Source organism: Duganella sp. 1224, from assembly GCF_013408245.1.
Taxonomy (GTDB): domain Bacteria; phylum Pseudomonadota; class Gammaproteobacteria; order Burkholderiales; family Burkholderiaceae_D; genus Rugamonas.
In genome coordinates this window covers 2,528,289-2,551,472 of record NZ_JACBYS010000001.1, presented here as the reverse complement: position 1 = coordinate 2,551,472, position 23,184 = coordinate 2,528,289, and the positions used below count along the sequence as shown (strand labels likewise).

At 62.0% G+C, this 23,184-nt stretch carries 18 protein-coding genes and 1 pseudogene; 11 read left to right on the top strand and 8 right to left on the bottom strand.

Going from position 1 to position 23,184, the window contains the following annotated elements; translation table 11 throughout:
• The first annotated feature begins 1 nt into the window (after position 1).
• The 3 genes from FHW58_RS11410 to FHW58_RS11400 are packed head-to-tail and all read left to right on the top strand — an operon-like array spanning position 2 to position 4,458.
• On the top strand, positions 2-760 hold the full coding sequence (locus tag FHW58_RS11410) for a M48 family metallopeptidase (protein ID WP_218892660.1): 759 nt from the start codon (positions 2-4) through the stop codon (positions 758-760).
• Positions 761-766: 6 nt separating this feature from the next.
• Complete coding sequence (locus FHW58_RS11405) at positions 767-3,148, top strand: McrB family protein (RefSeq protein ID WP_179673103.1); 2,382 nt, start codon at positions 767-769, stop codon at positions 3,146-3,148.
• The gene (locus FHW58_RS11400; RefSeq protein WP_179673102.1) at positions 3,148-4,458 is read left to right on the top strand and encodes an McrC family protein; all 1,311 of its coding nucleotides are present in this window, start codon (positions 3,148-3,150) and stop codon (positions 4,456-4,458) included. The genes FHW58_RS11405 and FHW58_RS11400 overlap by 1 nt, the downstream gene beginning before the upstream one ends.
• Before the next feature lie 152 nt (positions 4,459-4,610).
• Here FHW58_RS11400 and FHW58_RS11395 read toward each other — a convergent pair.
• Both FHW58_RS11395 and FHW58_RS11390 read right to left on the bottom strand, forming a co-directional pair.
• Positions 4,611-5,806, bottom strand: a pseudogene (locus tag FHW58_RS11395) (IS256 family transposase).
• 349 nt (positions 5,807-6,155) lie between these two features.
• Positions 6,156-10,271, bottom strand: coding sequence for a HigA family addiction module antitoxin (locus FHW58_RS11390; protein ID WP_179673101.1), 4,116 nt, complete (start codon positions 10,269-10,271; stop codon positions 6,156-6,158).
• 107 nt (positions 10,272-10,378) lie between these two features.
• Here FHW58_RS11390 and FHW58_RS11385 point away from each other — a divergent pair, with 107 nt between their 5' ends.
• Positions 10,379-11,185, top strand: a complete 807-nt coding sequence (locus FHW58_RS11385; protein WP_229265129.1) for a LysR substrate-binding domain-containing protein — start codon at positions 10,379-10,381, stop codon at positions 11,183-11,185.
• A 13-nt stretch (positions 11,186-11,198) separates the two neighbouring features.
• Here FHW58_RS11385 and FHW58_RS11380 read toward each other — a convergent pair whose 3' ends face one another.
• The 4 genes from FHW58_RS11380 to FHW58_RS11365 all read right to left on the bottom strand — a co-directional run bounded on the left by FHW58_RS11380 (position 11,199) and on the right by FHW58_RS11365 (position 14,738).
• Positions 11,199-11,564, bottom strand: a complete 366-nt coding sequence (locus FHW58_RS11380; protein WP_179673100.1) for an Arc family DNA-binding protein — start codon at positions 11,562-11,564, stop codon at positions 11,199-11,201.
• Positions 11,565-11,663: 99 nt separating this feature from the next.
• Entirely contained in the window at positions 11,664-12,980 is a 1,317-nt protein-coding gene (locus FHW58_RS11375; protein ID WP_179673099.1) for a bifunctional 2-polyprenyl-6-hydroxyphenol methylase/3-demethylubiquinol 3-O-methyltransferase UbiG, read from the bottom strand.
• A gap of 43 nt (positions 12,981-13,023) precedes the next feature.
• Positions 13,024-14,160, bottom strand: a complete 1,137-nt coding sequence (locus tag FHW58_RS11370) for a GDSL-type esterase/lipase family protein (RefSeq protein WP_179673098.1) — start codon at positions 14,158-14,160, stop codon at positions 13,024-13,026.
• Complete coding sequence (locus tag FHW58_RS11365) at positions 14,157-14,738, bottom strand: TetR/AcrR family transcriptional regulator (protein WP_179673097.1); 582 nt, start codon at positions 14,736-14,738, stop codon at positions 14,157-14,159. The genes FHW58_RS11370 and FHW58_RS11365 overlap by 4 nt, the downstream gene beginning before the upstream one ends.
• Before the next feature lie 113 nt (positions 14,739-14,851).
• Between FHW58_RS11365 and FHW58_RS11360 the strand changes: the two genes are divergently transcribed.
• Genes FHW58_RS11360 through FHW58_RS11330 form a run of 7 tightly spaced genes read left to right on the top strand, consistent with a single transcriptional unit; the run spans position 14,852 to position 20,774 of the window.
• Positions 14,852-15,535, top strand: a complete 684-nt coding sequence (locus tag FHW58_RS11360) for a glutamine amidotransferase (RefSeq protein WP_179673096.1) — start codon at positions 14,852-14,854, stop codon at positions 15,533-15,535.
• Positions 15,535-16,227, top strand: a complete 693-nt coding sequence (locus FHW58_RS11355) for an MOSC domain-containing protein (protein ID WP_179673095.1) — start codon at positions 15,535-15,537, stop codon at positions 16,225-16,227. Before FHW58_RS11360 ends, FHW58_RS11355 begins: the two co-directional genes overlap by 1 nt.
• A 58-nt stretch (positions 16,228-16,285) precedes the next feature.
• The gene (locus FHW58_RS11350) at positions 16,286-16,672 is read left to right on the top strand and encodes a hypothetical protein (protein WP_179673094.1); all 387 of its coding nucleotides are present in this window, start codon (positions 16,286-16,288) and stop codon (positions 16,670-16,672) included.
• 60 nt (positions 16,673-16,732) lie between these two features.
• The gene (gene paoA / locus FHW58_RS11345) at positions 16,733-17,368 is read left to right on the top strand and encodes an aldehyde dehydrogenase iron-sulfur subunit PaoA (RefSeq protein ID WP_179673093.1); all 636 of its coding nucleotides are present in this window, start codon (positions 16,733-16,735) and stop codon (positions 17,366-17,368) included.
• On the top strand, positions 17,365-18,318 hold the full coding sequence (locus FHW58_RS11340; protein WP_179673092.1) for a xanthine dehydrogenase family protein subunit M: 954 nt from the start codon (positions 17,365-17,367) through the stop codon (positions 18,316-18,318). Before paoA ends, FHW58_RS11340 begins: the two co-directional genes overlap by 4 nt.
• Positions 18,319-18,323: 5 nt before the next feature.
• Positions 18,324-20,516 (top strand): aldehyde oxidoreductase molybdenum-binding subunit PaoC, encoded by a 2,193-nt coding sequence (gene paoC, locus FHW58_RS11335; RefSeq protein ID WP_179673091.1) that lies wholly within the window; start codon positions 18,324-18,326, stop codon positions 20,514-20,516.
• Positions 20,517-20,558: 42 nt separating this feature from the next.
• A complete protein-coding gene (locus tag FHW58_RS11330; protein WP_179673090.1) occupies positions 20,559-20,774 on the top strand; it encodes a hypothetical protein in 216 nt (71 codons plus the stop codon).
• A gap of 6 nt (positions 20,775-20,780) precedes the next feature.
• Here the strand turns inward: FHW58_RS11330 and FHW58_RS11325 are convergent, their stop codons facing one another.
• Both FHW58_RS11325 and FHW58_RS11320 read right to left on the bottom strand, forming a co-directional pair.
• Complete coding sequence (locus tag FHW58_RS11325) at positions 20,781-21,992, bottom strand: serine hydrolase (RefSeq protein WP_179673089.1); 1,212 nt, start codon at positions 21,990-21,992, stop codon at positions 20,781-20,783.
• Positions 21,993-21,994: 2 nt separating this feature from the next.
• Positions 21,995-23,134 (bottom strand): pyridoxal phosphate-dependent aminotransferase, encoded by a 1,140-nt coding sequence (locus tag FHW58_RS11320; protein WP_179673088.1) that lies wholly within the window; start codon positions 23,132-23,134, stop codon positions 21,995-21,997.
• Positions 23,135-23,184 lie beyond the last annotated feature (50 nt).

Genomic DNA, 23,184 nt, shown 5'->3' with positions numbered 1-23,184 from the left:
CATGCTGACGCCCCTGAAATCTACTAACCGCCACGTGGATGGCCCTGCGGCCAAGGCTGAGGCCGTGGCTAGTATCCACGTGGACGACTTGCAATTCACGATACGGCGCAGCGCCCGGCGCCGGTCGATGCAAATCACGGTGGAACGAACGGGGGAACTGATTCTGAGCGCGCCACCCGAGGTGGGCATCGACCAACTCCGCGAATTTGTCAGCGAGAAGCGCTTCTGGATCTACACCAAACTGGCTGAGAAGGATCGGCTACTACGCAAGGTGCCGCGCAAAGAGTTTGTTGGTGGCGAGGGCTTCCTGTACCTGGGGCGCAGCCATCGGCTGAAATTGGTCGGTGACCAAGACACGCCCCTGAAGTTGGTGAATGGTCGCTTTGCGCTGCGTCACGATGCGCAAGCAGGCGCACGGGAGCACTTCATCCGCTGGTATAGCGAAAGGGCTCGGGTCTGGCTGTCGGGCCGGGTGGGCGATTACCAGTCACGAATGGAGGTGACACCGGCTGGCGTGAAGGTGCAGGACCTCGGCTATCGCTGGGGTTCTTGCGGAAAGGGCGACTGGCTGTACTTCCACTGGAAGACTATTTTGCTGCCTGCCCGTATCGCGGAATATGTGGTGGTGCACGAGATTGCCCACCTTCACGAGCCGCACCACAACCCTGCCTTCTGGCTGCGCGTTGAGCGTGCAATGCCCGACTATGCGCAGCGAAGGGCCTGGCTGGCCGAACACGGAATTGATGTTGAGGGAATATAAAAAAACATGGCGGACTATTTCACCAGTGACCACTTCAAACTGCTGAACAAGTGGAAGGGGCAAAAGCGCGATGAATCCAACCCCGAGCAGAACCGCGCCTACGAAGAGTTGAAGAAGGCCTACGAGGTCACCGAGGCTTGGGCCAACGAGGTGAAGACCAAGTTGTTCCCGACGGGTGTGGTTAAGGTTCGCAAACGCCCGACCAGTCAGGCGAATTCCTTCTTGCCATACAACTGGGCACGCATCTACCCGGCAGCGGATTCCCCCAAGGAACTGGCTTATACCGTGGGGATTGGGGCTGATGATGGCTTTGTGGTCAAGATCGACACTGTCGCGCTTGATGAGGGCGCGCCTGTGCGTCGTGACTACCTTGCACTACGCGGCGCCTACGACAACGCGTCGCCCATCGTCGCTATGCTTCCGGCATCAGAAGGGCTGGGTAAATCGCTGGCTGAATTAGTCGATTGGAGCATCGAGGCCATTCGCAAATTCCGCTTCCGTTTTGACGAGGTGGTGACAAAGCTGGATTTGGCGGAAAAGCTCAGCGACGAAGATCTGCTCAAGCACTTCGATGGCAAGCCTGTCTTCAAAACCTTCCGGGCTTCTTGGTCGGCGCAGGACAAGGCTACGTTTTGCCGGCTGGCCAGAGTTGTTCACGCGGCGGGGCTAGATTGGTGGCATTTGGGCAAAGGAATTCAGGTGCGCTTTGGCCGCAAGAACCCAGGCAGTGAGCGTGCGATCGGCGTGCTCGGTGTGATCCGTGGGACCCGCACCCGAAAGATATCCTGGACACGTGATGTCGGTGCCGTGCCCAAGTTGAACCGGGAGCTACTGATCGATGATCTGGTGGCGAAAATTGAAGCCGCCTTGGTCTCCGAGCGTGAAACGCTGGACGAGTGGTTGGTGTTGGAAACCGAACGCCCAGGTCTGTGGCCAGATCAACTTCGGGATGATCCGACGGAGTCGGACGAGGAGTCCGATGACGAGGAGCCACCAATGGACGCCGCTGTCACGCAAGCCTTCAATCGCATCTACTACGGGCCGCCCGGGACCGGCAAGACATACGAAGTTTCTAAATTGCTCCGGCGGGACTATGAGCAGGCGATGACCTCGGTGTCTACGGCGGAATGGCAGAGCCAATTTATCGCTGACAGGATTGCTCCGCTGAAATGGTGGGAAGCTGCAGTCCTTGCGTTGATCGACCTTGGCGGCAAGGCCAACGTGAGCCAGCTATTGGGGCATCCCTTCATCGGTGCGCTGGCGATGGCAAAAGGCCGCAAGGAGAACCTGCGACAGACAATCTGGACGACACTGCAAGAACGTACGGTTGATGAATCCACGTCTGTCAAACAGAGGCTGCGCTTTAGCCCGCAGGTATTTGACAAAAGCGAGGAGTCTGTTTGGCAACTGACCGGTGAATGGGAAGAAGCCTGCGCCGACCTCGTTGCCTTACTCAAGGAGTACCGGGCTGGCGCTCAGTCTTCGGAAATCCTTCGTCACTACAGTTTTGTCACGTTCCATCAATCGTACGGCTATGAGGAGTTCGTGGAAGGCCTGCGTCCGGTGCTAGATGACGATACTGGCTCGGGTGCGATCAAGTACGAAATACGCCCAGGCGCATTCAAGGACCTGTGCCGCAAGGCACGCCTCGCACCGGAGCAGCGCTTTGCCATGGTCATTGACGAGATCAACCGGGGTAACATCAGCAAGATTTTCGGCGAACTGATCACATTGATCGAACCGGACAAGCGAGAGGGTGCTGAAAACACCATCTCGGTTACGTTGCCGTACTCGGGCGAGTCATTCTCGGTACCACCCAACGTTGACATCATCGGCACGATGAACACAGCGGATCGGTCGCTTGCCCTGCTGGATACGGCGCTGCGTCGCAGGTTCGACTTTGTACCTGTGCTGCCCGATGCTCGTGATGAGGCGGGTGCGCCACTTTTTGGTCTGCGGGTGACATTGGGTGGGCAGGTGATCGACATCCCTCGAATGCTGTCTGTCATCAATCAGCGAGTCGAGGCGCTTTACGACCGAGATCATTGCATCGGTCATGCTTACTTCACATCGCTTGCGCAAGTTCCTGACGGAGACGAACGGCTCGTGGCGCTGTCGCAGGTCTTCAGTAATCGCATCGTCCCCTTGCTCGAGGAATACTTCTTCGAGGACTGGCAAAAAATCCGGCTTGTGCTGGCAGACAACCAGAAGCTCGAGGCGGCTCGGTTTGTGATTGAAAGCCAGGATCATGAAGAGGATCTGGCGCGCTTGTTCGGCAGCGATCACAGCCTGGACACCTATGCCACCAAGCCGCGCTACGTGGTTCAGGATGCGTCATTCACCAACCCGGACGCCTACATCGGCATCTATCAGACACTTCCAGCCTGATGAATGGCTTGACGATTTACGAGTTTGACGCCCTGGTAGCAGTTGGGGCGGACTTCTCTGGTATCGATGGTGTGCACCTGGTTCCGGCCAGCGTATTTGGCTGGCTTGAGGAGCAATGCCTGCGCGCTGCAGACGCGGGAGATGCCGCTTGGCTGCGTTTGGCCCAGCGTCGTGGGCGCCGTGTTATCCAGGTGACCAGCTTTGTCGGCGTCATTCGTGCGCCGGACGGTTACCAGATAGAAGTGCTGCCGAAAGTCGGTAAGGCCATCGGTGGCGGTGCGGTCGAGGCGCGTCAGTTGCTGATTGAAATGCTGTGCTGTCTGCATGGCTTTCGGCACGTGTTGACCAATAGAGCCCAACTTTGTGCGGCGCGGATGCCGCTACTGGAAATTTTCATCAGCGAGTTTCTACGTGCTGTCGAGCACGTCGTCAAGCGTGGGCTTCGGAGTGACTATCGCCAACGGCAAGACAACTTGTTTGCCTTGCGTGGCAAGCTCCTAATGTCGCCACACTTGCGGCAGAACCTGTTCCGGGCAGACCGCTTTTTCACCGAGCACGATGAGTATTCGACGGACCGACCAGAAAACCGACTACTGCACGCTGCGTTACGGCGCGTGGTGATTCTGACTGGAACGCCGGCCAGCCAGCAGCTGGCCCGAGAGTTGGATTTCGTTTTTGCGGAAGTTCCGCCTTCCACGCAAACACGAATCGATTTCCAGCAGGTGCGCCTGGACAGAGGCATGGGCTACTACGTCGATGCCCTTGCTTGGGCACGCCTCATCTTGAACGAAGAATCTCCGCTGACGGGCTCGGGGCGCCACACCGCTCCATCATTGCTGTTTCCGATGGAGGCCGTCTTTGAAGCGTATGTGGCCAAGCATCTTGTACGGCAGCTGGCCCCAACTCTTATCTTGAAGACCCAGGCACGCAGTCATCACTTGGTTCGCCACCGCGAACAGAATTGGTTTCGGTTGAAGCCAGATTTGCTGATTCGGGATTTAGATAGAGATTTACTGGTGCTCGACACCAAGTGGAAGCTGCTTGATAGCCTGAAGGCGAACGGAACGGACAAATACGGTTTGTCCCAGAGCGACTTTTACCAGCTGCAAGCCTATGGATTGAGTTATCTGGATGGCACCGGGGATGTTGTGTTGATCTACCCCAGAACGGATGCATTCGACCACGCGCTGCCCGTTTTTGATTTTCCGAAGGCCAGCGGGATGCGTCTTTGGGTACTTCCGTTTTGCCTTAAGGAGCGTCGTCTGATGCTCCCAGCATTCCTGCAACTGGAATCGATCTTTGTTGCGTAGAACAGGAACGCACGCGTCATGACGCCATCTAGTCGCAGTTTTGCATCATCGTCCACGTTCATTGGGAGCGGTGAGGTGGTCGTGATCTGTATCTGGATGGTGTCCCCAGAAGTGGTGTACGAGAAGTGATTCTCAAGGGGCTGGGTCCCCGGTTAGTTGATCACGGCAGAGAGCCGTGCAGACTGATTGTCGCTCAAGCTTTGTAATCCTTCAAGCTGCATGTAGCGCCGCTGCAGCGACCATTCGTCATTCTGCTCCAGCATCATGGCGCCCACCAGACGCACGATGGCGCGGTCGTTGGGGAAAATGCCGACCACGTTGGTGCGCCGTTTGACTTCGGCGTTCAAGCGCTCCAAGGGATTGGTGCTATGGATTTGTGTTCGGTGCGCGCGCGGAAAACTCATGAAGGTTAGTACCTCGCTTTCGGCATCGTCCATCATGGCGGCCAGTTTGGGGAACTTGGCGCGTAGTTGGTCGGCCGCGATGCGCCACTGACCAGCGGCCGCTTCCGCCGTTTCCTGCACAAAGATCGTGTTGATCATTGCCAGTACCGCCTGGCGCTGCCCCTTTCCGACATGGGCCAAGGCGTTGCGGATGAAGTGGACGCGGCAGCGCTGCCAACTGGTCTTTAAAACCTTGCTGGCAGCTGCTTAAGCCCCTCGTGGGCATCTGAAATGACCAGCTTCACGCCACGCAGGCCGCGGCGGGTCAGACTGCGCAGGAAATTGGTCCAGAAAGTTTCGGCCTCGGATGCGCCAGTGGCAACGCCAAGAATCTCGCGCACACCGTCGGTATTAACGGCAACTGCGATTATTACTGCTACGGACACGACGCGCCCACCTTCGCGGGATTTGACGTAGGTGGCATCGATCCAGAGGTAAGGCCAGTCGCCCTCGATGGGGCGCTTCAGGAAGGCGTGAACCCGCTCGTCAATCTCCTCGCACAGTCGTGAAACCTGGCTTTTCGACACGCCACTCATGCCCATGGCCTTGACCAGCTCATCGACCGAGCGGGTGGAGATGCCCTGAATGTAGGCTTCCTGAATCACGGCCGTGAGGGCTTTCTCGGCGGTACGGCGCGGCTCCAGGAAGCCTGGGTAATAGGTACCGCTGCGTAACTTGGGAATCTTCAGGTCTACCTTGCCGGCCCGTGTCTCGTACGCTCGATCGCGGTAGCCATTGCGGCTGTTGATACGCTCATCAGTCCGCTCGCCGTAAGCAGCCCGGCACAGCGCCTCGGCATCCATCTCCATGAGACGTTGCAGCGCATGCTGCAGGGTCTGGCGAATGAAATCTGCGTCTGCTCCCTTTTCGGCGAGCTCAGAAAATGCGATAGTGGCGGTGGTCATTGTGGCTTCCTATTGGTTGAGTTGAGTCTTCGCAAACCCAAATTTACCTTAAGAATCACAATGACCGCCCCTTCAGGCAGCCTTCCTAAACGCCGGTTCCGGCGCAGTCTTCATACACCACTCGGTGGGACACCATCGTAAAGACTACCGGGCCAAAGCCCCCAACGGCGTGGGGGGTGAGGGCGAAGGGGCGATCTTGCTTTAGCTTTTGCTTTAGCCTAGGAGGCTGGCCCTTCCTCTCAGTAAGGGTGGCCCTCCCTAAAAGCGCCAACTAGGCTGACTGCTACTGTTCGTTCAGCCGCTCCGCGTGTCCGACAACCAGGCGGTGTTGTCGGAGTCGACGACGAGCCTACCGGAGGCGTCGATTGATTTGCTCCTCGGTGTCCTCCCGCACGGCCTCCCTCTCGTAGGTATCGGTCAGCCTCAGGAGAAGCTCAGATGCCACGTACGGCGACGAGGCGCGGATTTGCTGGGCCAATTTCCTGTACTTCTCGGCCAACTGCCGCTCCTGGTCTCCACCGGGGCCTCGAGTGTGTACCCCGCGGGAGTTGTAGACACCGGTGTGCGCTCCGCGCATCATGTCTTCGGACTGGATGTCTTCCATGACACGCCTTACCGCCTCGCAAGGCCAGGTGCCGTCCTTTCCGGCCGGCGCAGATGCAAGGAGCTCTCCGAGCATAAGGTCAGCGACCCCGGCTCTGGAAAGTTCAGCGCAGGATTTCCGAACTGTGCCAACCCATTTTGCAAGCCGGTCAAAATCTACGTCACCGTGCTCGTCGCTTCCTGGGATTCGCTTCAACGCCTGAATGAGCTTGTAGCCACGCTCCGCCATCGCTTGGGCCTTGTCGGCTTCCACTTTGAATTGTGGAGGGTCTTCGGCGCGATCCTTGCGCTTGTAGGTCCAGACGATGGCCTGGACCAGAACTTCCGGATGGTCTTCTATGTAACGCTCCAGGTTGGGGATCATGGACTTTGCGTGCCGATCCCAAGCGCGGTCCAGTACATCAATGTACGCAAACTCAAGCCCAGCTTTTTGCTCAAGTGACAGCTCGGCAGACTGATCGATGCACTCGAATGCTTTTTCTACGTGGTAGTGTTCAAGTAGGTATTCGCCCGGTTTGTCATCACCACTTTGTGACATGGCCGTGAGTAGCTGGACAAGCGTGCGTATCGGCAGCTTCTCAGGCGAGTGCTTGGCGAGCGCGAACGCAGCCCGCGGTCGCTTGGCGTTCATTAACATGTCGGCTGCCTTCGCCAATTCGACCGGGGATTCGTGCAGCCAACCAGGAATGATTTCCTTCCAATACTGAGTCTCAGCAGCCTCACCATGTGATCCGACCAACGTCCAAGTGGCCTTACCGAATGGTGCAAGCATCAGAACACGAATCGCGTTTTCGGAACCTACGGCTGCAATGACGGACCTGAGGAATGCATCGCGCTCCGCATCGTCCGAAATTGCGCCGAAAATGCCTTGTATTAACCATTCCGAGGCGCGAGCAGCGGGGCCGCTTTGGAGCATTTGCTGATAAGCGAGCTCAACGAGCGCAAGCAACTTCTCCGTATTCAGCACTCGGTCGACAGAAAGGGAACCGATAATTCCCGGTGCCCCGCTATGAATTGCGAGGTCGAGCAGGCCACCTATTCCTTGTTTCTCGTTAATTTCCAGTAAAGCACCAACTCGCTGGTCGCGGATGCGCCTGTCGCGCTCTTCGAAATCCATGTTATCAATGTCTTCTAGCTCGTCGGCCGACTCTTCAATCCATGAGTTTTTGAATAGCCATGCGTGCTTGTCAGCCAGGTTGCTCGGCTCGAGTGCGGCATATACGCCTTTCGCGATGGTTGCAATCTGGGACGGCGCACCATTCTTCTTGGCTCGCAATGCCGCCCGCCGGGACAGCGTAGAGGTGCGGATTTTTTCGCGTAACGTTACCTTGTCCCGATCATTGGCGGTCCCTGCCCAGGTCTCGACAAGTTCCCACACGCGGGATTGGTCGACTTCTAAGAGGGCGTGGAGCCGGTCGATAAGATCGCAAAGCATCGAGACCGTGTAGCTGGTCTGCGTAAGCGCCAGTTTGACCATCTCGGCCTTGAACTCCAGGATGGGACCCCATGTCGGGAAAGGCTCGCCATGACCGTAGCCATCTGGCCGCCACGTCGGTTTGTGGCTGTGATGCCCGATCTGATGATTATTGCCGAACTGTGCGACGCAAATTTTCCAGGCGACACTGGGGAATTTTACGAAAAGCGTTTTCATCAACTCTAGCCGCTCTTCGTTGCTGGCCGCCGTTTGGGGCATCCAGGCTCGGAATATGGCTTCCAGAGAATTTTCAGGTTTATTCACCCAGTTGTCATTGATCTCAATTTGAGCGAGCCTTGCAAGGATCAGCGCGGCGCGAGGGAGGGTCTCCACATTCCATGCCAATCCCTCCAACGCCCAGAGCAGGCCTGTCCGGCTGGGACTACCGAACATGCCCGTCCCTGCAGGGCGTAGGAGGCCAAAGACTGCGGGGTTTTCCGCTTTAAGATCGCGGTCAATGATTGCGAGGAACTCGGCCGGTGCCGCTTCGGCGTAGAGAGGTAGGTCCCGGTCATTGGCCTCGAGGATGCGCGTGGTCAGCGGAGTCAGCAGTTCGCGTACTACCTTGGTCGCCTCCACCTCCGTATCGATACCGAGGCGTCCCTTGAATAGGCCTACGCCGTGGACGGCTAAGAGTACGAGCGTTTCTGAAATCCCCTGGCGGAACGTTGGGGAGAACTCCCGGGTCTTGCCTCGGATAGAGGCAGCCCAACGCTGGTCCTCATCAAGGTCAAGAGATGGATCATCCTCACCAAGCACCATTCGCGCGACGTCGAAGTAGCGCTTCAGGTTTTCGCTCGTTACGTTAGGAGCAATGGCGTAAAGCAGGTCGATCTTGGAGACCACGCCGCGATATGTGCCAATGGACCAGACAGGTGCGTCGTTCAATTGGACCAAGCGCTGGCAGTCTTTCTCCAGCTCTTCGAAGTTTCGGTCTCCGGCCATCAGTGACAGCCCGGCCTTGTCGGTCTCGTTGAGCACATGCCATGCACCTACCAGCATAAACGCGATGAGATTCTCCGATGCGTGTTGCTGCGTGGTCCACAGTGGCATCCGCACCGCATGGACGGTCGCTAGCCGACGACGAAGCACGGTCAAAGACCTTCCCGATTCATTCGCCAGGTTCTTGATCTCGTCACGGTTCTTGCCGACACTTTTCAGCGCGGACTCAAAGGTTTCGAAGCCGACCGGCTCGAGAATGATGTCGGGCTCAGCATTGACCGAATTTCTTGGATACACGACGAAGGCGTGCATCTGGCCGGCATACGGCGCGAATTCCACCTCGACATCCCGTGAATGGATGACCGGTATAAAGGACTTTGCTCCTTCGGCCAGTCGTGGCAAGACCCCCACTTTGTCGAACACCAGAACGCGGTCCCGGAAGGGGAACAGTTCCGGGCCACCATCGGGGCCTAAGCACTGGGCGATGAATGCCAACGCTTCGTCCGTAGAATCTGCCGCGATCACGATCAGCCCTGCAGAAGACTTTATGAGGCGGGAACCGAGCTTGCGCTTTGCCTCTTCGATGGCCGAACTGAAAAGCGCCCCTGGCAGCGGCGGGTTCGCCACGTTTGCCCAGTCTGCCCAGCACCTATCAAGTGACCGCACCTCATGGGACGGTGCCTTCGTTTCGTTCGCGAACCAAGCTTGGGCTGGTAGCGACTGTTCCAGCCACTGCTCAAGGTCACTGGAATCGTAGGCTCGCACATCCTTCCACGCACCGTCGGCCTGCTTCTCTTTTACCCAGTTGTTTTTGCCGGGCCACCGACGAGGCGTTACGAAGACGAATACCATATCCGCCAGCTCTTCTGCTGAAGCTGCTTTCAGGCTCTTTTGGTAGTCGGCCTCGGCCTTGGTCTTGGGGTCCTCGTTGGTGCCGAACTCCCAGCCAGAACGTTTGGCTGGAACCCAGGGAGTTCCCTCGCTGGCTTGTACCTTGCCGTCCCAGCCCGGACGTTCGGCATCGTCGTTCCCAGGAAAATCCACTTCCGTAAGTCCAATCCCCGTCGAGTGAACCAGGGTCCTCAGGAAGACCGCGAACCGGCTACGGGCCTGGATGTTGTGCCCCGCCCAGTTTTCAATGTCGTTGGCCTTGAACGATAGGAACGGCGGGACGTACATCTTCGCGTTTGCCGGGGCACTTTTCTGCTTTGCCGTAAAAGCGTCATACTGGGCCTGCATTTCAAGCAAGTCCTCTCGCGGAACGCCGAAAGCCTTCTCGATGCGGGTCGCCATATCAGCGGAAAGGGATGCATTCCCGTTGAGTAGGTTGGAAAGAGCCGGGCGACCGACTCCGATCAGCTCGGCAGCTTTCGTGACAGACATCTTTGCTGGAAAGACCTCAGCTTTGATGCGCGCTCCTGGATGAATGGGTTCGGTAGTGGTCATGCATCGCCTCTGGTTATGTCGACCGATCAGGTCAATGGATGCGATAGTATTGTATTGTGTAGCGTTACGCAATACAGTTTTTCAACTTTTATAAAAAAGCGGCCGGATTGGCCGCCCTGGCCTCCATGCAGTTGCGCGAGTTGTCGGAGTCGATCGGGGTGCCGCTGTATGAGCAGGTGGGCAAGCAGATGTATCTGACCACGGCGGGCGAGGCGCTGGCGCGCTCGGGGCGGGCGATGATGGATGAATGGGCGGCGTTTGAGCAGGTCATCGACGGCCTCAAAGGCGTGGCCAGCGGCCGCCTGCGGCTGTCGATCGTCAGTACCGCCAAGTATTTCGTGCCGCGTTTGCCTGGCACGTTTTGCGCCGCCCATCCCGGCGTCGATATCGCGCTGGAAGTGCTGAACCGCGACCGGGTGGTGCAGCGCCTGACCGACAATCTGGACGATTTGTATGTGATGTCGATGCCGCCGGAGGACATGGCGCTGGAGCGGCAGGAGCTGATGGCCAACCCGCTGGTGGTGATCGCCGAGCGGGGTCACGCCTTGGCCGGTCAGCGCGGCGTGTCGCCGGAGGCGTTGCGCGCCAGCCGCTTTATTCTGCGTGAAAGAGGCTCGGGCACGCGGCTGGCGGGGGACCGCTATTTGCGGGCGCTGGGCCTGGCGGTCGATGTGCGGATGGAGATGGGTAGCAACGAGGCGATCAAGCAGGCGGTCGCGGCCGGGTTGGGGCTGGGCATCATTTCGCGCTATGCGCTGGCCCAAGAGCCGGCGGAAGAGGGGCTTGCCGTACTGGACGTGGACGGCTTTCCGATTCAGTGCAGTTGGTGGATTTTGTATCGGCAGGGCAAGAAACTGTCGCCATTGGCGTCCGCGTTCCTGGCGCATATGGCGGCGACTACCGCGCTAAGCTAGGGGAAAGTGATGGTTAAGGCTTTGCCTTGGCCGAGCGCACCACCTTGGAGCTTTGTTCGGCCACAAAATCCGCCAGGGCGTCGCCGGGCTCGGGTTCGAGCGCCCATTTCCCACCTGCAATTTCTGCCGGACGTTCGTCGAGTTTGCCGCCGAGGTTGATGCCGAAGCTGTAGCGCATGGCCGGATTGCGCAGGGAAAGGCGTTCCAACGTTTCGAACAGGATACGCAGGTCGATTTCGTTCGAACTGTCGGCGAGGCTGCGTTCCAGCCGAGCAACCAACTCAGCGTTGGCGCTTCGCTTGGACTTGCCAGCCTCACTCTTCAGCTTTTCGAAGAGCGCGAGCGGCATACGGAATTGGCTTCGATAAATGTCGGACATGGACTATATCTTGCCGGTAATCCGTAAAACTGGCTAGTGACTGAAAACCTATAAATAGTGACAACCTGGATGAATACTTAAAGATCCCGGCGGCTGGCCTCACACCGCCGGCGGCGGTGTCGCGTCGCGGTGGCGCAGCAGCAGGCGTTCGATGGCGTTGAGCACCTCGTAGCTGGCGCGGAAGTCGGCGAAGAATTCGGCATCGGTCAGCGGACGCTGGCCGGCGGCGCGCTGGAAGCCGCGCATCAGGTCGAAGATGTCGCCGAAGCTGCGCTGGCCGTCGATCAGCCGCAGGATGCTGGCGCCGTGCTTGCCCGGATCGACCATCACCGACACGCCGCTGTGCGCATGGTTCAGCACGAACGGCTTGCCGTGGTTGGTGCTGAAGACCTTGGCCATGGTGTCGCCGTTGATCGGCTCGTGGTAGTAGAACGGCACATAGCTGGCGTCGCCGTACGGCGCCGTCCGCGTTGCGCTGGCGGTGGCGTAGAACGAGTGCATGATGATTTCGCCGGTCAGCAGTTCGGCGATTTCGTGCTGGCGGCGCATGGGCATGGCCTGGATGGCGTCCAGCCCCGGCAGCTTGTAGCGGCTGGCGACCAGGTGCGGCAGATACGGTGCGCGGCCGCGCTGCACGTCGGAGAAGGTCAGGTGCAGGCCGTGTTGCTGCCCGAACCAGTCGAACACTTCGCCGACCGTGTAGGCGCGGTCCTGGCTGTGCAGCAGCAGGTCGTAGATGCCGGCGTCGCCGATCTTGTGGTCCTGGTGCAGGTCCTCGCCGCGCTTGAACCAGTTGCTGGGCGGCAGGGCGCCCAGCACGCCCTTGGCATGCGCCACTTTATCCGCCTCGTCGTGCATGTCCTGTTGCATCAGGCGCAGCAGCGACTGCATCTGGTAGACGCCGGTGCGGCCGTAGGTGGCGTACACCATCACGCCCAGCGCGCCGTCCTCCTTCAGCACCGCGCGCAGCGCTTGCAGGCCGGCGTCCGGATCGGCCAGGTGGTGCAGCACGCCGCTGCAGTTGATGTAGTCGAATTTGCCGAGGCCGAGCGAGGGCAGATTCAGCAGCGAGTCGCGGATGAAGGTGATGTTGTCCAGTTGGCGGATCGCCGCCCGTTCGCGCGCGATGGCGATGCTGGCGCCGCTGAAGTCGAGGTGGACGATCTGCGCGTCAGTGTCCTTCAGTTGCTCGGCCAGGAAGATGCTGGCGTCGCCGGTGCCGCCGCCCGCCACCAGCACGCGGAAGCCGTGGCGAAAGTCCTGCCGGCCGGCGTAGCAATAGTGGTTGATCATGGCCAGGTCTTCCAGCCACGTGCGCAGCAGACGCTGGCGTTCCTCCGATGGTTTGCGCGGCGGGTAGGGCAGCGCTTCGTACTGCGAACGGACTTCGGCTAAACCAGCTTTGTTGTCGGACATGGGTGGCATTCGGTAGTGACGCGGGAGGCGCATCTTAGCATGCTCATACGCCCCAGTGACCCGTCAAAAACGCGGCCTGATGGAAGCGCTCGCCGATCAGGCGGTGCGTGGCGGCGTCCGGATGCAGTTCGTCCGGCAGCGGCAGGCGGGCGTTGTCGCCGGCGCCGTAGAGCCGCGTGCCGTCGAGGTAGTGCAGGTGCGGATCGCTCGTGCGGCGTTGCTCGACGATCGCTTGCAGTTGCTGGCGGATGATGCGCAGCGTGAGCTTGCCTTGTCGGACATCGCCGGGCTTGCCGGCGGCGCGGAACAGCAGCCGGCCCTGGCTCAGCGCGTTGACGTCGAACAGGCAGGGGCCGGGCGTGTCTTCGTGGATGGGGCAGTACAACGGCGAGATCAGCAGCAGTGGCGTGTGCGGATGGCCGTCGCGGATGGTGTCCAGGAAGCCGTGCACGGCCGGCACAAAGGCGCGCAGGCGCAGCAGGTCGGTGTTGACCACGTTGATGCCGATTTTTATGCTGATCAGGTCGGCCGGCAGGTCGCGCAGGGTGCGCGCGGTGAAGGGGTCCAGCAGGGCGTTGCCGCTGAGGCCGATGTTGACGAGGTCGACGCCGGCCATGCCGGCCGCCACCACCGGCCAGATGCCGGACGGGCTGGCGGCGTTCGAGCCCTGGCTGATCGAGCTGCCATGGTGCAGCCAGCGCCGCTTGCCAGTCGCGGCCAGCGGCGTCAGGGCGGCGTTGGCGCGCAGGTCGATCAGTTCGGTGGTTTCGTCGTGCGGCAGCCAGATGTCGATGGTTTTGTCGCCGTCCGGCAGCGCGTCGAACCGCAGCGTTTGCGCGGCGCCCGCCTTTGTGGTGGCGGTGCCGGCGGCCATGTCGATGTTCAGCGTCTTGCCGCCAGGCGCGCTGAGCTGGCGGACCAGTGTGCCGTTGATGTGCAGGTCGTAGACGCCGTCCGGCCGCGCCGCCATGCCGGCGTAGACGCGCTTGGTGGGCAGCGTGTCGAGCTCGATGGCGGTGGCGGCGGTCCGGAACGACAGCCGCACGCCCGAGGGCTGCGATGCCGCCATGGCCAGCGAGGCGTCGGGACATTGCGCGCGGGCCCAGGCCGGCAGGCGATGCGGCAGCAGGCCGTCGGCGGTGCGCTCGATGTCGACCGCGCCGTGGATGAAATCAATCATGTTGCGTCCTTGTGGGTGGGCCAGTTGCGCAGCATGTGGTCGAGCGCGTCCAGGCTGCGCAGCCAGGAGCTGTGCGGGTCCGGCTGACTGTGGTTGAAACTGCCCGCCAGTTCCAGCATCGGGTAGCCGAGGAAGACGCTACCGAGCAGACGCATGGCGTCGGTGCAGGCGCGGTCGTCGAGGGCGTAGCCGCGCAGCATGGCGCGGGTGACGCGCGAGATGCGCGCGCCGCCATTGTTGTCGGGTAACGGTGCGGACAGGCGATAGCGCGCGGCCTCGAACAGGCCGGGGTGCTGGCGCGCGAAGTCGCGATAGACGTTGGCGACGGCGACCAGGGCGTCCTTGCCGGCGCGGCCGGCCACGGCGTCGTCCGCGAGGTCGGCCAGCTTGTTCAACGCAAACAAGGCGACGCGGGTGTTGAGGTCGTCAGCATTGGCGATGTGGGCGTACAGGCTGGCGACCTTGACGTTGAATTGGCGGGCGAGGGCAGTCAGCGTCAGCGCGCCGAAGCCTGCCTGGTCGGCAAGGGTGGCGGCGGCGGTGACAAGGATGTCGGGCGTTAATCCGGTTCGGGGCATGGCGGAATTTGAAAACTAACTTGATCCGATTATTTCCTAATGATGTTAGGTTTGTCAATCGGCTTCAATTCTGTGATAATATTTAGGAGTCCTATTGTTATGAGGTTGTGGCCATGAACTGCATCGCGCTGTATCACGTTGGTTTTGAAAATCTGGGCGCCTGGGCGGCGCCGCTGGAGGAACACGGTTACACCATCACCTACCAGCACGCTGGCACGCCGCTGACCATGGCGCAGTGGACCGACACCGATCTGGTGGTGGTGCTGGGCGGGCCGATCGGCGTCAACGACACGGCGCTGTACCCATGGCTGGCCGATGCGCTGGCGGGGCTGAAGCTGCGTCTGCAATTGCAGCGGCCGACGCTGGGCGTGTGCCTGGGCGCGCAGCTGATGGCGTCGGCGCTGGGCGGCACGGTGACGACGCGTGGCGCGGGCAAGGAAATCGGCTGGTCGGCGCTGGAGCTGGCGCAAGATGCCGGGCCGCTGGCGCCGCTGCGCGGGCAGCCGGTGCTGCACTGGCATGGCGACAACATCGCATTGCCGGACGGCGTGATGGCGACCGCGTCCACGCCGGGGACGCCGTGCCAGGCGTTTCAGGTCGGCCTGCATGCGTTGGGTGTGCAGTTCCATGCGGAGTTTGAACCGGCGGCGCTGGAGCAATGGCTGACGGGGCATGCGGTGGAACTGCATCACGCCGGCGTCGATCTGGCGCGGTTGCGGGCCGATACCGCGCGCTACGGCGATGGCCTGGTGACTGCGGGGCGCGAGGCGCTGCGCGCGTGGTTGTCGGGGTTCTGATGAACGTGCGGATTGCGTCGCTGTTTGTCGGTCCGGCGCGGCCGCTGCCGCGGGCGGGACGAGAGGACGTGCCCAGCGGCATCGTGAAGGCGCCGCAGCCTGGCAAGGTGTGGCTGGGTGTGAGCGGGCTGGAGGGCGACGAGCAGGGTGACCGCGTGTTTCATGGCGGGCCGGAGAAGGCGGTGCATCACTATGCCACCGAGCATTATCCGTTGTGGCGCTTGCGCTATCCGGACAGCCCGGTGGCGCTGGCGCCGGGGGCGTTTGGCGAGAATTTTTCCACGGCCGGTATGACGGAGCTTAATGTGCACATTGGCGACGTTTATCGTGTCGGATCGGCGCTGCTGCAAGTGTCGCAGGGCCGGCAGCCGTGCTGGAAGCTGAACCGCTTGCTGCGGAGGGATGACGCGGCGCGCAATATGCAGGAGTCGGGCGCCACCGGCTGGTATTACCGCGTGCTGCGCGAGGGCTGGATCGCCAGCGGCGATGCGCTGGAGTTGGTCGAGCGGCCGCAGCCCGCGTGGCCGATGGCGCGGCTGATCAGCGCATTGTTCGCATCAGACGCGCAACAGCAGGAGTGGCGGCAAGCCGCGCAGATTGCGCAATTGACTGCGAACTGGCGGACCACGTTTGAGCGGCGTGTGCAGTCAGGAAAGGTTGAGGACTGGACGCGGCGCTTGTGTGAGGCTTGACGAGCGCAGGCGTGGGCGGGGCATAGATGACAATCGGCGCCGGCGTCCTGGGCGCGGATTGCGCCACCAGCAAGGTGGTTGCGGAAATGGTGATGGCCGCGCTGGCGGTGCAAATGGCGGCGACCCACTTGATGATCTCCCCCTGGCTTCGAGTGACTTCGCTCTGACTTTTAGTCACTTCGCTGACCATCTTTTGCAAATACGCTTCCATCTGTGCCCAGTAGATTTCGTTATCTTTCCGCTGGGATTCGAATCCCGCCTCCATGACTTGATTGACCTGCACAAAGCGGGCGTCAGTGGCGATTTGATGCGCGCGGGCATCGCCGTTCAGTCGTTCGATAACGGCTTGCAACTTTGCATCGATGTAGTCTTTGTCGTTGGTCTCCATCCGCCCATTTTGCGCGCGACACTCGCGCTGTCAATGATCCCGGTCAATCGTGTTTAACCTGAAGTCGTAACGCATTTACCATAAAGCCTAACCCTACAGGCAGAAGGATGCGACGACATGAACGATTTCAGCGACATCAGTCTTTCCCGGCGTAATTTATTAATTGCGGGCGCGCTGTCGGCGACCACCACGGCGGTCCCGCTGATGGCGGCCGAGGAGCAGGGCAGCACGCCGCCGCCCACCCGGACCAAGTTTTCCCTCACCGTCAACGGCAAGCCGCAGACACTGGACGTCGACACGCGCACCACGCTGCTCGATGCGCTGCGCGAACATATGCATCTGACAGGCACGAAGAAAGGCTGCGACCACGGCCAGTGCGGCGCCTGCACCGTGCATGTGAACGGCCGCCGCATCAATTCCTGCCTGACGCTGGCCGTCATGCACGACGGCGACAAGATCACCACCATCGAGGGCCTCGGCACGCCCAACCAGCTGCATCCGATGCAAGCCGCCTTCGTCAAGCACGACGGCTACCAGTGCGGCTACTGTACGCCGGGGCAGATCTGTTCCGCCGTGGCCGCCCTGGATGAAATCAGGCAAGGCATCCCGAGCCATGTCAGCGCCGACATCAACGCCCAACCGCTGCTCAACGAGGCCGAACTGCGCGAGCGCATGAGCGGCAACATCTGCCGCTGCGGCGCCTACTCCAACATCATCGATGCCATCACCGAGGTGGCGGGGAGGACCGCATGAGAGCCTTCACCTATCAGCGTGCGCAATCGCCGGCCGAGGCCGCCGCAGCGGCGCAACGCAATCCTGGCGCGCGCTTCATCGCCGGCGGCACCAATCTGCTGGACCTGATGAAGCTGGAGATTGAAACGCCGCAGCACCTGATCGACGTCAACGGCCTGGCGCTGGACAAGATCGAGCCGACGCCCGGCGGCGGCCTGCGCATCGGCGCGCTGGTGCGCAACACCGACCTGGCCGCCGACCAGCGCGTACGGCGCGATTACGCCGTGTTGTCGCGCGCCTTGCTGGCCGGCGCCTCGGCGCAGTTGCGCAACAAGGCCACCACCGCCGGCAACCTGCTGCAGCGCACCCGCTGCCCGTATTTCTACGACACCAACCAGCCATGCAACAAGCGGCAGCCGGGCAGCGGCTGTTCGGCGATCGGCGGTTACAGCCGCAACCACGCCATTCTCGGCGCCAGCGAATCGTGCATCGCCACCCATCCGAGCGATATGGCAGTGGCCATGCAGTTGCTGGACGCCACCGTGGAAACGGTGAAGGCGGACGGCGTCACGCGCACCATCCCCATTGCCGACTTTCACCGCTTGCCGGGCAACACGCCGCATATTGAGCACGCGCTGATGCCGGGCGAACTGATCACCGCCGTCACGCTGCCCAAGCCGTTGGGCGGCACCCATGTCTACCGCAAGGTGCGCGACCGCGCCTCGTACGCGTTTGCGCTGGTGTCGGTGGCGGCCGTGGTGCTGCCGGACGGCAGCGGCCGCGTGGCGCTGGGTGGCGTCGCCCACAAGCCGTGGCGCGTGCCGGCCGCCGACGCCAGCATGCCGCAGGGCGCCAAGGCGGTTGCCGAGCAGTTGCTGGCCGGCGCCAGGCCCAGCGCCGAGAGCGCCTTCAAAGTCCCGCTGATACAGCGCACGCTGGCTTCGGTGCTGGCCGATGTGAAGAAAGGCTGAACAACATGAAATTTGCCACTCCCGCCACCACCAATCCCATCGACCAGCTGAAGGTGATCGGCCACCCGACCGACCGCATCGATGGTCCGTACAAAACCTCGGGCACCGCGCCCTACGCCTACGAACACCAGATACCGAACGCGGCCTACGGCTACGTGGTCGGCGCCGGCATCGCCAAGGGCCGCATCAAGAGCATCGACACCAGCGCGGCGCAACGCGCGCCCGGCGTGCTGGCGGTCGTCACCGCCGACAACGCCGGCAAGCTGAGCAAGGGCAACTTCAACACCGCCAAGCTGCTGGGCGGCCCGGACATCCAGCATTACCACCAGGCGATCGCGCTGGTGGTGGCCGAGACCTTCGAGCAAGCGCGCGCCGCCGCGCAGCTGGTCAAGGTGCAGTACAGCGCGGAGCAGGGCGCCTACGACCTGGCCAAAGTCAAGGACAAGGCGGTGGAGCCGGACGACAAGGACGCCAAGGACAAAAAGGTCGGCGACTTCAACGGCGCCTTCAACGCCGCGCCGGTCAAGCTGGACGCCACCTACACCACGCCGGACCAGTCGCACGCGATGATGGAGCCGCACGCCTCCATCGCCGAATGGCAGGGCGACAAGCTGACCGTGTGGACGTCCAACCAGATGATCAACTGGGGCCGCGGCGACATGGCCAAAACGCTGGGCATCCCGAAAGAGAATGTGCGGCTGGTGTCGCCCTACATCGGCGGCGGCTTCGGCGGCAAGCTGTTCCTGCGCGCCGAGGCCTTGCTGGCGGCGCTGGGCGCCAGGGCGGTGCGGCGGCCGGTCAAGGTGGCGCTGCAACGGCCGCTGATCATGAACAACGCCACGCACCGTCCGGCCACCATCCAGCGCATCCGCATCGGCGCCACGCGCGAGGGCAAGATCAGCGCCATCGCCCACGAGAGCTGGTCCGGCGATCTGCCGGACGGCAAACCGGAAACCGCCGTGCAGCAGACGCAGCTGTTGTACGCCGGCCCCAACCGCATGACCAAAATGCGCCTGGCCGTGCTCGATCTGCCGGAAGGCAACGCCATGCGCGCGCCTGGTGAGGCGCCGGGCCTGATGGCGCTGGAAATCGCCATGGATGAAATGGCCGAGAAGCTGAAGATGGACCCGATCACCTTCCGCATCATCAACGACACCACGGTCGATCCGGCCAAGCGCGAGCGCAAGTTCTCGACGCGGCGCTTTGTCGATTGCCTGCGCACCGGCGCCCAGCGCTTCGGCTGGGACAAGCGCAATCCGCAGCCCGGCAAGGTGCGCGATGGCCGCTGGCTGGTGGGCATCGGCATGGCTTCGGCCTTCCGCAACAACCTGGTGCAAAAGTCCGGCGCCCGCGTCAAGCTGGACGGCAAGGGCCTGGTGACGGTGGAAACCGACATGACCGATATCGGCACCGGCAGCTACACCATCATCGCCCAGACGGCGGCCGAGATGATGGGCGTGTCGCTGAGCCAGGTGCAGGTCAAGCTGGGCGACTCGGACTTTCCGGTGTCGGCCGGTTCGGGCGGGCAGTGGGGCGGCAACAGCTCGACGGCGGGCGTGTACGCGGCCTGCGTCAAGCTGCGCGAGCTGGCGGCGCAGAAGCTGGGGCTGGATCCGCGCCTGGCCGAATTCGCCAACGGCAATGTGCGCGCCGACGGCCGCACCTTGCCGCTGACCCAGGCCGCCGCCAACGGCGAGCTGGTGTGCGAGGACACGATGGAATACGGCGACCTCGACAAGAAATTCCAGCAGTCCACCTTCGGCGCGCATTTCGTCGAGGTGGGCGTGGACGCGGCCACCGGCGAAACCCGCATCCGCCGCATGCTGGCGGTGTGCGCGGCCGGCCGCATCCTCAATCCCAAGGCGGCGCGCAGCCAGGTCATCGGCGCCATGACCATGGGCGCCGGCGCGGCGCTGATGGAGGATCTGGTGATCGACCAGCGCGCCGGCTTCTTCGTCAACCACGACCTGGCGGGCTACGAGGTGCCGGTGCACGCGGACATTCCACATCAGGAAGTCATCTTCCTGGATGAAACCGACCCGATATCGTCGCCGATGAAAGCCAAGGGCGTTGGCGAGCTGGGCATTTGCGGCGTGGGGGCGGCGGTGGCCAACGCCATTTACAACGCCACCGGGGTGCGGGTGCGGGATTATCCGATCACGCTGGACAAACTGATCGCGAAAATGCCGGAAGTGTGAGTTGGTGCTATCCTGTTCGGACGGTTTGAACAAGGAGGATATATGTCTGCTTCTCACGACACCTATACGCGCAAACAGGGGCTGAAAAAGACCTATGACGTCGAATACACGGCCCTGCGCTACAAGATATCCTTGGGCAACAAGGTGCTCAAGGATATCCAGCTTGGTCTGCAGTCCGCCCCGGTGCTCGATCCGGAAGTCGCGTGGCGACACGCGGTGGCCGATATCGAGAACTTGCGGGGCATGACCGAGCAGTAGCGCGGTTCAACGTCCGCAGCCGGGGCTCAGCTCCGGCCGCTCGCGCGCCTGCAAGCCCATCAGGTCCGGCCGGTCGTAGGGGATGTAGTTCATCCAGAACCATGGCAGGCAGGTCTTGCCATAGACGTACTCGGTGGCGGGGAAATACATATTGTTGGCGTTCGAGCTGTTGCTCAGCATGACGATGCCGTTGCGCGACTGGCGGAAACCCAGTGCAAAATTGTTGGTGCCATCGTCGGCGCCTTCCTTGAAGAATGCCGGTCCCATCGGCGAGTTGTACAGCGGCCAGCCGAGGCCGATGGACAGGCCGATGCCGCGCCATAAAGCCGTATCGCCGGGCCAGTGCGAGGGAAACTGCTGTACCGACACGATCGCCATTTGCGGCGACAGCATTTCGTTATACGCGGCGGGCGACAAGCCCTCGCCGCGCAGCACGCCCGCCAGGAAGGCGGCGTAATCGCCGACGGTGGTGTCCATCGAGCCGGCGGCGCGGGCGTCGCTGCGGCGCTTGTGCGGGATCACCGTGCCATCCTTGCCGTAGTGCGTGGTTTCGCGGCCGGCCCAGCTGTCGCGCCAGACCATGCTGGTGTCGCGCATGCCAAAGCGGTCGAATACGCGCTGCTGCATCAGCGTTTCCAGCGGCACGCCGGTGCGCTCCTCCACCACGATCTGCAGGATGTTCAGGCCCTCGCCCGAGTAGACGTAGCGGCTGCCGGGCTCGAATTTGAAATCCAGCTTGTTGTTCTCGTTGATGTAGCGCCAGTTGAGCAGGCCGCTGGTGTGGGACAGCAGCATGCGCGGCGTCAGGCGCTGCCAGCGCGGGTCGTCCTTCAGGTCGGCAAATTTCGGATAGTCGGGCAGCGGTTTTTTCAGCAGCGTGGGCAGCGGCGCGTCCAGCGTCAGCACGCCTTCGTCGACCAGTTGCATCACTGTGTAGGCGAACACGGCCTTGGTGAGCGAAGCGGCGTACATGATGGTGTCGGTGCGCAGCGGTTGCTGTTGCTCGACATTGGCATAGCCGTAGGCGTGGGTGTAGGTGACCTTGCCGTCCTGGATCAGCGCCAGTTGCAGGCCGGGCACGCGCGCCGCCGTCATCAGGCGCTGGATTTCGGCATCCAGGCCGGGTGGCGCGGCCGGCGCCGACGCGGTGCTTGCGCATCCTCCCAGCATCACAACGGCGGCCAGTACGGCGGAGTGGGGCAGGGAGGCGAGGCGCATGGTCAGTCCTTTCTGGGTTGGGCCGCGAACCAGGGTTTCAGGCGGCGGATCGCTTCTTCGATTTCCGCCGTGGAGACGGCGAAGCTGAACCGGATGAAGTGCTTGCCGTCGACCGGATCGAAGTCGATGCCGGGCGCGCTGGCGATGCCGGTGTCTTGCAGCAGGCGCTTGCAGAACGCCAGGCTGTCGTCGGTCAGGTGGGCGATGCTGGCGTAGATGTAGAACGCGCCGTCGGGCGGCGCCACCGTGGTCAGGCCGAGCTCGGGCAGCGCGGCCAGCAGCAGGCGGCGGTTTTCGCGGTAGACGGCGATGTGGCCGTCCAGCTCGTCCAGCGCGTCGAAGGCGGCCAGGCCGGCGTGCTGGCTCAGCGAGGGCGCGGTCAGGAACAGGTTGCCGCAATAGGCTTGCGCGCGCTCGACGTGCTCTGGCGGCGCCAGCAGCCAGCCGAGGCGCCATCCGGCCATGCTGAAATACTTGGAAAAGCTGCTGACCACCAGCGCGTTCGGTTCGTGGGCGAGGATGGTCTGGGCCGGCTCGACGTAGCTCAGGCCGTGGTAGATCTCGTCCGAGATGATCCGGATGCCGCGCGCGCGGCACACTGCCACAATGGCTTTCAGTTCGTCGGCCTTGATCAGCGTGCCGGTCGGATTGGCCGGGCTGGCGATGATGACGCCCTGTGGCGCCGGCTCGACGGCGGCCAGCGCGGCGGCGGTCAGCTGGAAGCCGACGTCGGCGCCGCAGGCGATTTCCACCGGCTGCATGTGCAGCGCCTTCAGCGTGTTGCGGTAGGCCACGTAGCCGGGACGCGCCATGGCGATACGCTCGCCCGGCGAGAACATCGAACTCAGCGCCAGCACCAGCGCTGGCGAGGCGCCGCAGGTCAGGATGAACTGGTCGGCGTCGACCGTCACGCCGTAGCGTTCGGTGTAAAACCGTGCCAGCCGCTGTTTCAGCGGCGCGCTTTCCCAGTAGCCCATGCTTTCGGCGTCCAGCACGGCGTGAGCCCTGGCGATGGCGGCTTGCGGCGCGCCGGTGGACGGCTGGCCGAATTCCATGTGGATAATCGAGCGGCCCTCAGCTTTGAGGGCGTGGGCCTGCTTGCTGATGGCGATGGCGTGGAAGGGTTCGAGTTCTGCTTTCATGCATCGATTATACTGTTGCCTGTTACATAAAAATAGTGAAGGTTGTAGGG